Origin of the sequence: Methylobacterium oryzihabitans (genome assembly GCF_004004555.2) — a bacterium.
GTDB lineage: Bacteria > Pseudomonadota > Alphaproteobacteria > Rhizobiales > Beijerinckiaceae > Methylobacterium > Methylobacterium oryzihabitans.
In genome coordinates this window covers 79,950-95,020 of the sequence record NZ_SACP01000007.1, presented here as the reverse complement: position 1 = coordinate 95,020, position 15,071 = coordinate 79,950, and the positions used below count along the sequence as shown (strand labels likewise).

At 74.2% G+C, this 15,071-nt stretch carries 12 protein-coding genes and 1 tRNA gene; 9 read left to right on the top strand and 4 right to left on the bottom strand.

The features are described from left to right. The first annotated feature begins 8 nt into the window (after positions 1 to 8). From EOE48_RS09325 to EOE48_RS09310, 4 genes are read left to right on the top strand one after another with little or no spacing between them, the layout of a single operon-like run. A complete protein-coding gene (locus tag EOE48_RS09325; RefSeq protein WP_127728525.1) occupies positions 9 to 1,889 on the top strand; it encodes a GAF domain-containing protein in 1,881 nt (626 codons plus the stop codon). Next, positions 1,886 to 4,027, top strand: coding sequence for an HlyD family efflux transporter periplasmic adaptor subunit (locus EOE48_RS09320; protein ID WP_127728524.1), 2,142 nt, complete (start codon positions 1,886 to 1,888; stop codon positions 4,025 to 4,027). The genes EOE48_RS09325 and EOE48_RS09320 overlap by 4 nt, the downstream gene beginning before the upstream one ends. After that, positions 3,982 to 5,979: a preprotein translocase subunit SecA gene (locus EOE48_RS09315; RefSeq protein WP_210249552.1), complete on the top strand. Its 1,998-nt coding sequence runs from the start codon at positions 3,982 to 3,984 to the stop codon at positions 5,977 to 5,979. The genes EOE48_RS09320 and EOE48_RS09315 overlap by 46 nt, the downstream gene beginning before the upstream one ends. Further along, positions 5,976 to 6,278, top strand: a complete 303-nt coding sequence (locus EOE48_RS09310; RefSeq protein ID WP_127728523.1) for a calcium-binding protein — start codon at positions 5,976 to 5,978, stop codon at positions 6,276 to 6,278. Before EOE48_RS09315 ends, EOE48_RS09310 begins: the two co-directional genes overlap by 4 nt. A gap of 54 nt (positions 6,279 to 6,332) precedes the next feature. Here EOE48_RS09310 and EOE48_RS09305 read toward each other — a convergent pair whose 3' ends face one another. After that, a complete protein-coding gene (locus tag EOE48_RS09305; RefSeq protein WP_246154069.1) occupies positions 6,333 to 6,788 on the bottom strand; it encodes a Ros/MucR family transcriptional regulator in 456 nt (151 codons plus the stop codon). A 427-nt stretch (positions 6,789 to 7,215) separates the two neighbouring features. On the opposite strand from EOE48_RS09305, the gene EOE48_RS09300 reads away from it, so the two are divergent. Continuing rightward, entirely contained in the window at positions 7,216 to 7,470 is a 255-nt protein-coding gene (locus tag EOE48_RS09300; RefSeq protein ID WP_127728521.1) for a putative hemolysin, read from the top strand. A gap of 250 nt (positions 7,471 to 7,720) precedes the next feature. Here EOE48_RS09300 and EOE48_RS30190 read toward each other — a convergent pair whose 3' ends face one another. Together EOE48_RS30190 and EOE48_RS09290 are read right to left on the bottom strand one after the other, a co-directional pair. Then, positions 7,721 to 10,579: a calcium-binding protein gene (locus tag EOE48_RS30190; protein ID WP_127728520.1), complete on the bottom strand. Its 2,859-nt coding sequence runs from the start codon at positions 10,577 to 10,579 to the stop codon at positions 7,721 to 7,723. Between the two features lie 124 nt (positions 10,580 to 10,703). Further along, positions 10,704 to 11,828, bottom strand: coding sequence for a helix-turn-helix transcriptional regulator (locus tag EOE48_RS09290; protein WP_127728519.1), 1,125 nt, complete (start codon positions 11,826 to 11,828; stop codon positions 10,704 to 10,706). A 107-nt stretch (positions 11,829 to 11,935) separates the two neighbouring features. Between EOE48_RS09290 and EOE48_RS09285 the strand changes: the two genes are divergently transcribed. After that, positions 11,936 to 12,265, top strand: a complete 330-nt coding sequence (locus EOE48_RS09285; protein ID WP_127728518.1) for a hypothetical protein — start codon at positions 11,936 to 11,938, stop codon at positions 12,263 to 12,265. Between the two features lie 59 nt (positions 12,266 to 12,324). Here EOE48_RS09285 and EOE48_RS09280 read toward each other — a convergent pair. Continuing rightward, positions 12,325 to 12,399: transfer RNA gene (locus EOE48_RS09280), tRNA-Gly, on the bottom strand. A gap of 457 nt (positions 12,400 to 12,856) precedes the next feature. Between EOE48_RS09280 and EOE48_RS09275 the strand changes: the two genes are divergently transcribed. The 3 genes from EOE48_RS09275 to EOE48_RS09265 all read left to right on the top strand — a co-directional run bounded on the left by EOE48_RS09275 (position 12,857) and on the right by EOE48_RS09265 (position 15,035). Further along, positions 12,857 to 13,507, top strand: coding sequence for a Maf-like protein (locus EOE48_RS09275; RefSeq protein WP_127728517.1), 651 nt, complete (start codon positions 12,857 to 12,859; stop codon positions 13,505 to 13,507). Between the two features lie 40 nt (positions 13,508 to 13,547). Continuing rightward, on the top strand, positions 13,548 to 13,745 hold the full coding sequence (locus tag EOE48_RS09270) for a DNA gyrase inhibitor YacG (protein ID WP_127728516.1): 198 nt from the start codon (positions 13,548 to 13,550) through the stop codon (positions 13,743 to 13,745). Between the two features lie 108 nt (positions 13,746 to 13,853). Then, positions 13,854 to 15,035: a multidrug effflux MFS transporter gene (locus tag EOE48_RS09265; protein ID WP_281292739.1), complete on the top strand. Its 1,182-nt coding sequence runs from the start codon at positions 13,854 to 13,856 to the stop codon at positions 15,033 to 15,035. The last annotated feature ends 36 nt before the right edge of the window (positions 15,036 to 15,071 follow it).

Below are 15,071 nucleotides of genomic sequence, written 5' to 3'. Positions count from 1 at the left end.
CGCGCGGCATGCGGATCCTGGAGACGACCTTCGACCCCGACCGCCCCCGGCCGCGCACCCCGCCCGCCGGGACGGGCCGGGCGCTCGCCCGCGCCGAGGAGACCGCCCTGTGGTCGGGCTTCGCCGGGGCGCGCGACGCCGGGGAATTCTGCCGCAGCTGGCTCGGCCTGCAATGCCGGGACGTGCCCGGCGCGACCGCGGGCCTGCTCCTGCTCCAGGAGGCGGCCGGGCGCTACACCCCGGCGGCGGTGTGGCCGGAGCGGCGGGACGTCCAGCACCTCGCCGGCGCCGCCCAGGACGCGCTGACCCGGCGCAGCGGCGTCGTCACCGAGGCCGAGGGCGGGCGCTCCCTCGTCGCCTACCCGATCGAGGCCGGCGGCGCGCTCCACGGCGTCGTCGTGGTCGAGGTCCAGGGCCAGTCCCGCGAGGCGCTGCTCGCGGGATTGCGCCGCCTGCACTGGGGCGCGGGCTGGCTCGAGACCCTGTTTCGCCGCCGCGAGGCCGAGGCGGACCGGTCGCGGATCGCCCGCATGGACACCACGCTCGACCTGCTCGCGGTCGCGGCCGAGCATGCCGGCCAGCGCGAGGCCGGGACCGCGGTGGCGACGAGCCTCGCGACCCGCCTCGGCTGCAGCCGGGTCTCGTTCGGGCTCGCCCGCCGCGGCGGGGTCCGGCTGGCGGCGATCTCGCATCAGGCGATCTTCCGCGAGCAGGTCCAGATCGTCGACGCGATCGAGAACGCGATGGAGGAGGCGCTCGACCAGGACGCGGCGGTCGCCTTCCCGGCGGCGCCCGCCACCGCCAGCCGCATCGCGGTGGCGCAGACCGAGCTCGCCCGGCTCGCCGGCGCCGGGGCGGTGCTGTCGGTGCCGCTCGCCAGCGCCGGCCGGCCGGTCGGCGTGCTGACGCTGGAGCGCGACGGGGCGCTGCCCTTCACCGACGACGAGATCGGCCAGGTCAACGCGGTCGCGGTGGCGCTCGGGCCGCTGGTGGCGGCCCGCGCCCGCGCCGAGCGGCTCGTCGCCGGCAGCCTCGTCGATGCGAGCGGCAAGGCCGCCGCCGCCCTGGTCGGGCCGCGCCGCCCCGGTCTCAAGCTCCTGGCCGCCGCCCTCGTGGCCGTGGCCGCGTGGCTCGCGCTCGCCCGCGACGAGATGCGGGTCGGCGCCCGCACCGCCCTCGAGGCCACCGTCCAGCGCGCCGCGATCGCGCCCTTCGACGGCTTCGTGGCGAGCGCCCCGGCCCGGGCCGGCGACACCGTGCGCGAGGGGCAGGTGCTCGCCACCCTCGACGACCGCGAACTGCGCCTGGAGGCGGCGCGCTGGCGGGCCGAGCGCGAGCAGCAGGCGCTCAAGTACGGCGAGGCGCTCGGCAAGCAGGACCGCGCCCAGGCCCGCATCCTCGCGGCGCAGGTCCGGCAGGCCGAGGCCCAGCTCGCCCTCGTCGAGGGCAAGATCGAGCGGGCGACGATCCGGGCGCCCTTCGCCGGCCTCGTCGTCTCCGGCGACCTGTCGCAGAGCCTCGGCGCGCCGGTCGAGACCGGCAAGGTGCTGTTCGAGGTCGCCCCGCTCGAAGGCTTCCGCGCCGTGCTCCAGGTCGAGGAGCGCGACCTCACCTACCTGCACGAGGGCCAGACCGGGGCGCTGCGCCTCGCCGGCCGGGCCTCCGAGCCGATCCCGGCGCGGGTCACCAGGATCACGCCGGTGGCGACCGCCCAGGACGGCCGCAACACCTACCGGGCCGAGGCCGTGCTCGACCCGGCCCCGGCCTGGGTGCGCCCGGGCATGGAGGGCGTGGTGCGGGTCGGCGTCGGCGAGCGGCCGCTCCTGTGGATCTGGACCCGCACGCTGGTCGACTGGGTGCGCCTGACCCTGTGGACGTGGCTGCCGTGAGCGAGCCGTTCCTCTCCCCGTCCTGGCACCGGGTCGGTCCGCTGCGGCCGCGCCTGCGGCCCAACCTCACCATCCGCCGCCAGCGGGTCCAGGGCGGCGCGTGGTACGTCGTCCACGATCCCCTGACCGGCAAGGCCCATCGCTGCGGCCCGGCGGCCTACTCGGTGCTGGGCGCGATGGACGGGCGGCGCACGGTGGACGAGATCTGGCGCGAGGCGGCCGAGCGCCTCGGCGCCGACGCCCCGAGCCAGACCGTGATCGTCCAGCTCCTGTCGCAGCTCCACGCCGCCGACCTGCTCCAGGCGAACGTCGCCTCCGACGCCGCCGAGCTGCTGCGCCGCCACGCCGCCCAGCGCCGCCGCGACCGGATCGGCCGCTTCCTCAACCCGATGTCGCTGCGCGTCGCGCTGCTCGACCCCGACCGCTTCCTCGCCGCGACCGCCTTCCTGGTCCGGCCGATGGTCTCGTGGGCGGGCCTGCTCGCGTGGCTCGTCTGCGTCGTCGCGGCGGGTCTGGTGCTGGCGCCGCACTGGCACGAGCTGACCGGCAACCTCGCCGACCGGGTCCTCACCCCGCAGGGGCTCGCCCTCGTCGCGGTCGTGTTCCCGCTGCTCAAGGCCCTGCACGAGCTCGGGCACGGCTACGCGGTGAAGGTCGGCGGCGGCGAGGTCCACGAGACCGGGCTCGTCTTCGTCGCGCTGTTCCCGGTGCCGTACGTCGAGGCCAGCGCCTCGGCGGCGTTCCGCAGCAAGTGGCGGCGCGCCGGGGTCGCGGCGGCCGGGATGCTGGTCGAGACCTTCGTGGCGGCGCTCGCCGCCTTCGTGTGGGTGACGGTGGAGCCGGGGCTGGTGCGCGCCGTGGCGTTCAACGTCATGCTGATCGCCGGCGTCTCGACCCTCGTGTTCAACGCCAACCCGCTGATGCGGCTCGACGGCTACTTCATCCTCTCGGACCTCGTCGAGGTGCCCAACCTCGCCCAGCGCGCCAACCGCTTCTACGGCTGGCTGGTCGAGCGCCGGCTGTTCGGCGCCGAGGTCGAGCGGCCGCAGGGCAGCGGCGCCGAGACCGCGTGGTTCCTCGCCTACGCCCCGGCGGCCTTCGCCTACCGCATGGCGGTGCTGGTCGGGCTGTCGCTGTTCCTGGCCGACCAGTGGTTCGTCCTCGGCGTCGCGATGGCGCTCCTCGGCGTCGCGATGGGGGTGGGGCTGCCGCTGGCCAAGATGCTCTGGCACGTGGTGTCGGCGCCGCGCCTCGCCCGGGTGCGCGGGCGCGCCGTCGGCGTCACCCTCGGCTCCGCCGCGGCGGCCGGCGCCTTCCTGGCACTGGCGCCGATGCCGCTGTGGACCACGACCGAGGGGGTGATCTGGCTGCCCGAGGACGCCACGGTGCGGATGGGCGTGAACGGCATCGTGCGCCGGGTGGTGGCGCTCCCGGGGGCGGCGGTGCGGCCGGGCGACCTCCTGATCGAGGGGACCGACCCGACCCTCGTCGCCGAGGCCGAGGTGCTGCGCGCCCAGATCGAGTCCCTCGACGCCCGCCTCGTCGCCGAGCAGTTCAGCGACCGCGTCCAGGCCGACGTGACCCGCCAGGACATCGCCGCCAAGCGGGAGGCGCTGGCCCGCGCCGAGGCCAAGCTCGACGCGCTCAACGTGCGGGCGGCGACCGCCGGAATCCTCGAGATCCCCCGGGTCGAGCACCTCGAAGGGCGCTGGGTGCGCCGGGGCGACATGCTCGGCTACGTCGTCCGGCCCGAGGCGGCGCAGGTGCGGGTGGTGGTGCCGCAGGCCGACATCGACCTGATCCGGCGGGCGGTCCACGCCCGCATCCTCCTGCCCGACGACCTGTGGCGCCCGATCGACGCGACGCTGGTGCGCGAGGTCCCGGCCGCCTCCGACCGGCTGCCGTCGCGGGCGCTCGCCGCCGACAGCGGCGGGCGGATGGCGACCGATTCCCGCGACCCGAAGGCGCCGCGCAGCCTCGACCGCTGGTTCCAGCTCGACCTCGCCCTGCCGCCCGGCGCGGTGACGAGCCATTACGGCGGCCGGGTCCACGTCCGCTTCGACCTCGGCTCGGAGCCCCTCGGCGACCAGTGGTGGCGCCGCGGCCGCCAGCTCTTCCTGTCGAGGCTCGCGACCTGAGCCGGTCGGCCGCCTTCGGCCGCGCCTCGGAGCGGCGCTCGTCCCCCTACGCGGAGCGGGCCGAGACCGAGGCGAACGGCGTCGACCGCCTGCTCCTCGCGGCGGGGGAAGCGGCGGCCGCCCGGCTGCCGCTGCGCCGGCTCGCCCTCGGGCGCCTCGCCGACCGGGTCATCGCCCGCGGCCCGGCCCTGGCGGCGCTCGGCGAGGCCGAACTCGCCGAAGCGGCCCGGGCCCTGCGCCCGGCGCTCCTGCGCCACGGCTTCCGGTCCGACCTCGTGGTCGAGGCGTTCGCGCTCGCGCGCGAGGCGAGCGGCCGGCGCCTCGGCAAGCGCCACCACCGGGTGCAGCTCATGGGCGGCGCCGCGATCCTCCAGGGCTGGCTCGCCGAGATGGCGACCGGCGAGGGCAAGACCCTCACCGCCGCGCTGCCGGCCTGCGTCGCCGCCCTCGCGGGCCTGCCGGTCCACGTCGTCACGGTGAACGACTACCTCGCCGGGCGCGACGCCGAGATCCTGCGGCCGCTCTACGAGGCCCTGGGCCTGAGCGTCGCCGCGGTGGTGCACGACCAGTCGCCGGCCGAGCGCCGGGCGGTCTACGCCGCCGACGTGGTCCACACCGCCAACAACGAATTGGTGTTCGACTACCTCAAGGACCGCCTCGCGCTCGGCGCCGACACCCGCCGGGCCGCCCACGGCCTCAAGGGCGCCCGCGGGGGCGGGGAGGGGGGGCTGGTGCTGCGCGGGCTCGGCTTCGCGGTGATCGACGAGGCCGACAGCGTGCTCATCGACGAGGCGCGCACGCCCCTCATCATCTCGGCCGAGAACGATGCCGACGGCGAGGCCCGCTACCGCATCGCCCTCGAACTGGCCGCCGGCCTCGACCCGGCGGAGTACCGCATCGTCCCCGGCGAGCGCGCGGCGCGGCTGAATCCGGCCGGGCGCGAGGCGGTCGGCGCGCGGGCGCCGCGGGGGACCGCCGACGGGATCTGGGCCATCGCGGGCGCGCGCGAGGAGCTGATCGAGCAGGCGCTGAGCGCCCTGCACCTGTTCCGCCCCGACGAGCAGTACATGATCGTCGACGGCACGATCCAGATCATCGACGAGTTCACCGGCCGCATCGCCGAGGGACGGACCTGGGAGCAGGGGCTGCACCAGCTCATCGAGGTCAAGGAGGGCGTGGCGCTGACCCGCCAGCGCGCGACGCTCGCCAAGCTCACCTACCAGCGCTTCTTCCGCCGCTACCTGCGGGCGGGCGGCATGTCCGGCACCGCCTTCGAGCTCGCCGGCGAGTTCCGGGCGGTCTACGCGCTGCCGGTGGTGCGCATCCCGACCCACCGCCCGTCGCGACGGATCGCCCATCCCGCCCACCTCCTGCCCGACGCGGCGGCGAAGTGGGCGGCGGTGGCCGAGGCGGCGGCGGCGATGGCCGCGGCGGGGCGGGCGGTCCTCGTCGGCACCCGCTCGGTCGCGGCGAGCGAGGCGCTGGCGGCGGTGCTGGCGGCCCGCGGCCTGCCGCACCGGGTGCTCAACGCGCGCCACGACGGGGAGGAGGCCGCGATCGTCGCGGCGGCCGGCGAGGCCGGGCGCATCACCGTCGCGACCAACATGGCCGGTCGCGGCACCGACATCCATCTCGGGCCCGGCGTCGCCGCGGCCGGCGGCCTGCACGTGATCCTGACCGAGTTCCACGAGAGCGCGCGCATCGACCGCCAGCTCGTCGGGCGCGGCGCGCGCCAGGGCGATCCGGGCTCCTGGCAGGCGATCGTCGCCCGCGACGACGACCTGTTCCTGCGCTTCGCCCCGGCGCATCTGCGCGCCGTGGCCGGCGTCGCGGTGCTGCGGCGCTGGTGCCAGGCGGCGGCCGAGCGCGCCAACGCCGCCGCCCGACGCGCCGCCCAGGCTGCCGAGACGCAGGACCGCGACCGCCTCGCCTTCGCCGGGGAGGCGGTGTGATCCGGAAGCCGGACGATCGCTTCCTGATTCCGGATCACCAGCCCGCGCGGTGGAGCCGGAGGCTCGGCGACGATTTCGTGCTCGGCCAGGACGGCGACGACGGGCTTTTCGGCGGCGAGGGCGGCGACACAATCGAGGGCGGCGCGGGCAGCGACCTGCGGTCCGGCAATGCCGGCGACGATGTTCTGACCGGCGGTTCGAAGGCGGACGTGGTGATCGCCTATGGTGCCGGCGATGCGCTGACGCTCCAGGACGTGCAACCCGGCGCGCTCTCGGCCGCCACCTTCACCGCCGCCTGAGACGATATCCCGACGATGGCGGCCCCGAGCCGCCATCGTCCCCCGAGAGGCCGTTCACTCGGCCGCGGCCGCATCCTTCCTCGGCCGTCCGCGACGGGCGGGGGCCTCCACGGCTCCGGCCGTCTCGGCGTGTCGCCGCCGGATCTGACCGAGGCCGAGGCTCTTGGCGAGTTCGGAGCGCTGCGCCGCGTAGCTCGCCGCGACCATCGGGTAGTCGTGTCCGAGCCCGAACTTTCGACGATACTCCTCGGGGTTCGTGCCGTGGCTGGTCAGGTGCCGCTTCAGGCTCTTGTAGGATCTGCCGTCGATGAAGCTGATGAGATGGTCTGGAGTGACCGACTTGCGGATCTGAGCGGGAGTGACCCTGTGGTCCTCGACCGCCTGCGCCGCCGGCTGGCCGAGCGCGCTCAGGGAGGCATGCACCGACGCGATCAGGGACGGCAGATCCGCCAGCGGGATGTTGTTCTTCGACACGTAGGCCGAGACGATGTCGCTCGTGAGGTCGATCATCGAATTTCCGGGCGCGCTGCCGTCGTCCATCAAAGCAATCCTTGTGCAATCCGAAACGAGTCCGGCGCCGAGCGCCCTTGGCGGAGATACATGAACACCGCGGCGTTGGAAGCATCGCAGGGACCAAATTTTCCAACTCATTTCGGTTAGGCTGATTGGCAAACTGGACGCATCGGTTCAAGACTGGAGAACTGAAATTTCCACATCTCGACTGATGGGCGGCGGCAGATTGGGTTGGGCGCAAGGAAAGCCGTCCGAGATCCCGCATCCGGGACGGCGCCGCCATTGCGGGACGGATTCGCGCGGCCGCAGCCGCGATCCGCATCGCGGGAGCGATCGGTCCGGATTTCCGGACGAGGCCCGGCAGGCAGGCCATGACGCCGCCGGCCGGTGCGACGGCGTGTTCGACCCGGGCGAAGGACATGTGATGAACGTTCCGATCCTGTTCGCCGCGGCCGGCCTCGGCCTGTGCGCCACGGTGTGCCAGGCCGGGCAACCCGGCGGGGCAGGCCGCCCGGTCGGCCTGGCCAACCCGGCCTCGACGAACTGCGCGCAGAAGGGCGGCCGGACCGAGATCCGGAGCGGCGACGGCGGGCAGGTCGGCTCCTGCCGGTTTCCGGACGGGCGGGTCTGCGAGGAATGGGTGCTGCTGCGGGACGGTCGGTGCGTGCCGCCCGGGTGAGACCAAAGGTCATTGAAAATGACCTTTGGCTCTGCTCTCGAATTTCCGCTAAGCCTCTGGCTTGGTGCCGGAAATTCGAGTTGGGTCGATGGCTCGATGCGTCAGCATCCTGGGCCGTTGGTATGATACGGAATCCGGAAGCAATCTTCCGGAATCCGTATCACGGCGGCGGCCGCGCAGGGAATCGCCGGGCGGCGGTGCGGCCACCGCCCCGGCGGCGTGCCCGGGAGGAATCCTCCCGGACGGCGCCTCACGCGAAGCGCAGGTCCCCGGCCTGGAGGATGTCCGCCGCCGGCGTTCCGGGCGGCGGGATCAGGGTCGCCAGCGCGATGGCGGCGCCGGAACCGGCACCGTCGGCGTCCCACAGCAGGCTCCGGGACCCGGCATCGAACAGGAACTCGCCGTGGCTGCGGGTCGCCGTCCGGCCGGTCTCGAAGTAGCCGGCCGAGAGCGTCCCGTCGGCTTCGAGGCCGGCGCCGGTGATGAGGCCGTAATCCGCCGCCGAGAACCGCAGGGTGTCGCCGGAGGCGCCGGAGAAGTCGGTGATGCGCACGGTGTCGGCGGCGGAGGGCGGGCCGAGCCGGAAGGCGTCGGCCCCGGCGCCGCCGGTGAGCAGGTCGCGCCCGCCGCCGCCCGACAGGGTGTCGTCGCCGGCGCCGCCCACCACCCGGTTGGCGAAGGCGTTGCCGGTCAGGGCCAGGCCGGCACCGGAACTCGCCCGCAGCGTCTCGACCTCCTGTCCGTCGGCGAGGGCGTAGCTCACGCTGGCGAGAACCGCGTCGTTGCCGCCCCCGGCCGCCTCGAAGACCCGGTCGCCGGGATCGTCGACGGCGTAGGTGTCGTTGCCGGCGTCGCCGTAGAGCAGGTCGGCCCCGGCTCCGCCGGAGAGGATGTCGTCGCCGTCGCCGCCATGCAGCAGGTTGGCGCCCGCGTTCCCGGTGATGCGGTTGGCCAGGGCGTTGCCGGACCCGGCGAGATCCGCGCTCCCGGTGAGGATCAGGTTCTCGACGTCGCCGAGCGCATGCACGCCGTCGCCGAGATCGAAGTCGACCGAGCTGCCGACGAGGTCGATGCCGGACGGATCGTCGCTCTCGTCGACGACGTCGCCGGCATCGTCCACGGTGTAGCGGTCGTTCCCGGTGCCGCCGCGCAGGAGGTCGGCCCCTGCCCCGCCGTCGAGGCGGTCGTTGCCGGCGCCGCCCGACAGGGTGTCGGCGCCGGCGGCGCCGAACAGGCTGTTGTCGAGGCCGTTGCCGGTCAGGCCGAGACCGGTGCGGGCACCGGCGGCGGCCGGGTCGACGCGCAGGACCTCGATCTCCTCGCCCTCGGCGAGGGCGTAGCTCACCGCGGCATAGACGGTGTCGCGGCCCTGACCGGCCGCCTCGTACACCCGGGTGTTGGCGTTGCCGACGAAGTAGAGGTCGTCGCCGAGCCCGCCCGCGAGGCTGTCGAGGCCGGCGCCGGTGATGCGGTCGCCGGCGCGGCTGCCGACGATGCTGACGGCTTCGTAGTATCCGGTCTGCGCCACGATGCTCGCCGGCGCCGCGCTCAGGCCCGACAGGTCGACGCTGCCGCTCGTGACCACGACCCGCTCGATGCCCGCGACCGTGGCGTCGGTGAGGACGATGCCGCGCCCGTCCACCACCACGGTGTCGGTGCCGGCGCCGCCGTCGACGAAGCCGGGCGTCGAGCGCAGGACGATCGTGTCGTTGCCGGCACCGGCCGCGATCGTGTCGCTGCCGCCGTTGCCGTCGATGGTGTCGGGCCCCGCGCCGCCGGCCAGGGACTCGGCGCCCTCGGTGCCGAACACCACCCGCCCGGAGCCGGCGGTGACCGAGTAGGTCAGGACCTGCGCGCCGGAGGCATCGCCGTAGGTGATCGCGACCTGGCTGTTGCCGATCCGCTTGAGGTCGAGATCCTGGTAGTCGCCGCTCCGGGGCGGCGCGACCTCCGCGACCGAGAGGCTGGACCCGAGCGGGCCGATCACCCCGAGCGACAGGCTCGAGAGCCGGCCGGCGGCGGTGTTGGCGACCGACTCGTACAGGAAGGCGATGCGGCCGCCCGAGAGCGCATCCGCCGCCACGCCGAGCGGGGCCTGGCGCTGGGCATCGGTGCGATGGGCGATCTGGATCTCGTCGGTGAGCGCGCCGCCGTTCTGGTCGAAGTAGCGGATCTTGGTGTCGTAGCCGTCGTAGCGGTAGCCGCCCCAGACCGTCGGGTCCCGCACCGTGCTCCGCTCGTGCCAGATCGCCGCGAAGCCCTGGCTGCCGAGGGAGACGAGCTGGACCCCGCCGTCGCCCTGGACGCGGTAGCTCGCCGGATCCGACCAGACGTTGCTCATCGGATCGGTGTTGAGCGTGATCGGCGCGCTGGTGCCGGCGGGCGTCACGATGCGGGCGGTGATGAAGGTCGAGACCGCGTACCGCGCCGTCTGCCCGTATTCCTGGCCGTCGAAGAACTGCTGGTCGGTGTAGACCTCGACGACGTGGCCGTTGGCCAGCGTCAGGGTGTCGGCGAGGGTCTGGCCCCCGCTGGAATAGTCGGCCGTGGTGCCGCCGTTGGCGTAGCGCCCGAGGTTGTCGATCGTGAACGGCCCGGACGCCGCGCCGTCGGCGCCGTAGAAGCGGTGGCTGACGTCGAAGCCCCGCGGAATCTGCGCCGAGGTGATGCCGAGATCCACGCTCGCCGGGAAGGTGACGGTGGTCTGCTGGTTGCCGTAGGTGGTGTCGGTCACGCCCAGGAAGAAGCCGCCGCCTGCGGTCGCGGTCGCGCTCGGGCCGCGGATCGCCTGCGTGCCGCCCTGGCCGTCGCCGTCGATGGCGGCGCTGGTGAACGGCACGCGCAGGCCGCCATCGGCGCCCACGACCGCGAAGGAGACGCCGCCGGCCTCGAAGTCCTGCCGGTACAGCAGGGCGGCGCCGTCGGACAGGGCGGTCACCGCGCCGAACCCGCCGAGCCCGGTCGCCACGGTGCTGAGCGTCCCGGCCCGGTCGCGGTACAGCGTGCCGCCGTTGGCGACGTAGTCGTAGATCAGCAGATCGCCGTTGGCCTGCCGGTCGAACCGGACCGAATTGAAGCTCAGGGCGGTGCCGTATCGCGAGATGGCCATGGCGTGTCTCCCCGCCGGCCCTGTACCGCGGCATGATGCCCGGTGGTTCCCGAGACGACCGGCCCGCAGCCGGGTAGCAGTCGTGCCTGCGGGCGACACTATCCGTTCGGATAGACCGGGCAGTCTATGTCGCGTCCGGTCCCGATCGGACCTGATCCGGGATCCCGAAGTCGCGCGCGACCGCCGCCGCCACGCGCACCAGATCGACCTGCCGCCTCGTCTGGGTCACGTCGAAGGCGGACTTGAGGTGATACTTGATCGTGTTCACCGACAGCCCCTCGCGCCGGGCATGATCCTTGAGGTCGTCGCCCCGCAGCAGGCCGGCGACGAGGCGCGCGCTCGGGCGGGAGAGGCCGAGGGCGGCCATCAGGACCGGCACAGGGTCGGGGACCGGCCGGGTCGGATCGCAGATCTGGACCACGCGGTCGCGGCCCGGCCGGGCCGGCGCCACGATCCGCAGGCCGTAGGGGACCTCCGTCCCGCGCGGGATCGGCAGGATCACCGGCTCGCCCGGGGCCGCCTCGCGCAGGGCCGCGCCGAGGCGCCGGTTCGCGGCGGCGTCGCGGGCGGCCAGGCGCCCGGTCCGGCTCAAGGTCAGCCCGTCGCCGCGGGCGAGGACCGTCCGCGCGGCGGCGTTGGCCCGGCGCACGCCGCCGGCCTCGCCGACCACCAGCACCGCGGCGGCGGTCGCGTCGAGGGCGTCGCCGAGGTGGCGGGCGCCGTCCTCGATCTCGAAGAAGCGACGGCGCAGGCGGATGACCTGCGACAGGTGCGGCACGAGGTCCTCGAAGGCCCGGATCTCGTCGGTGCGGAACGGCTCCCGCTCGGGACCGCGATGGACGGCGACGATCCCGAACCGGCCGTTCTCGTTGAGGATCGGCCCGCCGAGGGCCTCGCGCAGCCCGAGCGGGTGGTAGAAGTCGCGGATGAACGGGAGCGCGGCGATCTCCTCGGGGGTGAACAGCCGGTCGCTCGCCACCACCCGTCCGACCGGCAGCCGGGCCATCATCGCGGGCAGCGGGTCGAGATGGGCGAAGTCGCGCTCGTAGCGGTCCTTGGCCTCCGCATCGAACACGCCGTGGCCGAGGGCGACGTCGGCCTCCGGCAACGCCCGGTCCACGTACAGGAAGGCGCCCGAGCAGCACGCGAACCGGAGTGCCAGCAGGCCGAGCATCGCCGGCAGCGCATCCTCGCGGGTGACGCAGTCGTAGAGCGCGACGAGGAAGCCGTCGCCGGACGAACGAGACATCGAGGGCCACCTCCCGGGCCGGTCGACCGGCCCGCCGCGGCCTGTCGCAATGCCGGCCAGTCACGGGACCGCCCCGCCTCCGATCTTATCACACGAAATCCGATTGCTTGCTTCAGGCGACCGCAAGCGGCCGCTTTCCCAAGGCGGATTTCGGCTTCGCTCCGGTGACGCGCGGACTGGTGATGCGCTTTCCGGAACGAATCATGCGGACATCGCATCGGTTCATCGCCGACTTTGTCGTCACCGACGGCGGAACCTCGATGTGCGGTGTTTGCCGTCGCCGGGGGCTCGATGGGTTGCCGTCTCTCGTCAGCCGGAACCGAGATTTTCCGGTCCGCCCGGTCGCCCAGGTCGTCCTCGACCCGCCCTTCCGGACCTGTCGCGAGATCGTTGATTTCGCGGCAGCAGGCCTTCCAGCCGGGTCATCGATGCGGTGAGACGTATCGGAGCATCCGTCCCAGTGGCGCCAGAACCGCTGACGCTTCACCGGATCGATTGGAGCGGGCGATCGGGATCGAACCGACGACATTCAGCTTGGGAAGCTGACGTTCTACCACTGAACTACGCCCGCACGATGCGCCGGGCGCATCGGCCAAGACCCCGCGACGCGGTCCGGCTTGGCTGAGGCGGACCATAGCAGAAACCGCCGGGTTGTCCACGGCCGCGTCGGCCGCGACCAGGGCCATCGCTTCAGAGCGATTGCCCTGGTTTCTTGCTTGGCCTCAGGCGCCGGCGTTCGCATCCGCTCACTTGGCTCTCGCTCCGCTTTCGCGTTCGAGGGGACATTCGTCCCCTCGAACCCGCTCCGCGGGGCGCTCTGCGCGCCCGGCATGGAGCGTCGCCCTGCGGGCGACCGCAGGACAATCGCTGAAGCGATCGCCCTGCGGCCGCGACCGGCACGGAGCGAGGCGGGAAATCGGCGCGCGGGATCGTGGATCGCGGTTGCCTTGCCGCGGCGAGGCGGCGAGATAGGGGCGGGGGCGGCGCTCGCCGCCCGATCGGAGCTTCCTGATGAGCCGCGGCGCGCCATGACCGATGATTCCTCCTCGCTCACCGCGGATGCGCGTCCCAAGCTCGTTCTGGCCTCCGGCTCGCCGCGCCGCCTCGCCCTGCTGCAGCAGGCCGGCCTGGAGCCGGACGCCCTGCTGCCGGCCGACCTCGACGAGACCCCGCTGAAGTCGGAGGCGCCGCGCGAACTCGTCCGCCGGCTGTCGCGGGCCAAGCTCGACGCCGCGCTCGCGACCACCCGGCACGGCGGCGACCTCGCCAACGCCTACTTCGTCGCCGCCGACACCGTCGTGGCGGTCGGGCGCCGGATCCTGCCCAAGGCCGAGGTCGCCGACGAGGCGGCCGACTGCATGCGGCTCCTGTCCGGGCGCACCCACCGGGTCTACACCGCGGTCTGCATCGCCGGCCCGAAGGAACGCCGCCGCGAGCGCCTCGTCGAGACCCGCGTGCGCTTCAAGCGCCTGTCCGCGAAGGAGATCGACGGCTACGTCGCCAGCGGCGAGTGGCGCGGCAAGGCCGGCGGCTACGCCATCCAGGGGCTCGCCGGCAGCTTCGTGGTCAAGCTGGTCGGCTCCTACAGCGCCGTGGTCGGGCTGCCGCTCTACGAGACGATCGCCCTGCTCGACGGCGAGGGCTATCCCGTCCGCGCCGCGTGGCGCGACGCGGCATGACCCGGCGGGTGCCGATCCCCGCCCCCGCGGGGGCCCCGTGATGGTGGAGCCGGACGATCCCCCCCGGAAGGAGGGACCCCCGCCGCCCTGCCCGATCTGCGGCAAGCCGGCGGTGCCGGCCTTCCGGCCGTTCTGCTCGGGGCGCTGCGCCGACGTCGACCTCCAGCGCTGGCTCAGCGGGCGCTACGCGATCCCGACCGGGGAGCAGGGACCGGGGGACGACGACCCGGAGGCGTGACCCGAACCCGCCATCCGCGCGGCGCCGGATCGCTGCCATGCCGAAGCGGCATGCCTCAACCCCCGGCCCCGGCCTTAAGAACGGATCCTCCTCCTGCCGGGACCCGCCTTGACGACGAGTTCTCCCGATCCGGCGCCGCGCCGCGCGTCCCTCGCGCTCCTCGTCGCGATCACGATGACCGGGACCGTGGCGCTGCACATCTTCGTGCCGGCGCTGCCGGCCGCCGCGGCGGAACTCGGGACCTCGCCGGCGGCGGCGCAGCTCACCATCACGCTCTACCTCGTCGGCCTCGCCTGCGGGCAACTGGTCTACGGCCCGGTCTCGGACCGGTTCGGGCGCCGACCGGTCCTGATCGTCGGGCTGGGCCTCTACCTCGCCGGCCTGCTGCTCGCGATCCCCGCGCAGAGCATCGGCGTCCTGGTCGCCGCGCGGGTGCTGCAGTCGCTCGGGGCCTGCGGCTCGCTGGTGCTCGGGCGGGCGATGGTGCGGGACGTCTCGACCAGCCTCGACGCCACCCGCAAGATCGCGATCCTCACCATGGCGATGACGCTGACGCCGGCCCTCGCCCCGGCCCTCGGCGGCCTCATCGGCGACGCCTTCGGCTGGCGGGCGGTGTTCGCCGCCCTCGCGGCGGTGGTCGGCGGCCTCGGCGTCCTCGTGCTGGTCACCCTGCCGGAGACCAACCGGCGGCCGGTGGCGCTCCCCGGGGTCGGGGCGATCGCGGCGGCGTACGGACGCCTGCTGCAGGTGCCGACCTACCGGGCCTACGTCGTCGCCGGCGCCTGCGCGGGCACCAGCCTCTACGCCTTCCTGGCGGTGGCGCCGTTCCTGCTCGTCGAGCGCCTCGGCCGCTCGCCGCAGGAGGTCGGGCTCGACTGCCTGCTGGTGGTCGCCGGGATGGTCGTCGGCTCGGCCCTGGCCGGACGGCTGGCCGGCCGCGTGCCGATCCGCCGGGCCGCCCGCTGGGGCAACCTGCTCTGCCTCGCCGGCGCCGCCCTGCTGCTCGCCGTCGACCGGACCGGCCACCTGTCGGTGGCGAGCCTGCTCGCACCCCTGGCCCTCTACGCGGTCGGCGTCGGGCTGCTCGGCCCCAACGCGGTGGCCGGGCTGATGAACGTCGATCCCTTCGCCGCCGGCGCGGCGTCGAGCCTGTACGGCTTCCTGCAGATGGCGCTCGGCGCGCTGTTCACCCTCGCGGTCGCCGCCTGGAGCGACGGCACGGCGACCCCGGTCGCCGTCACGCTGCTGACCGCCGCCCTCGTCGCCGCTGTGGCGCTGCGCCGGGCGTGAGCCGCTTCGGCCTTGCCCCGGCCGCATTGGCTTCCT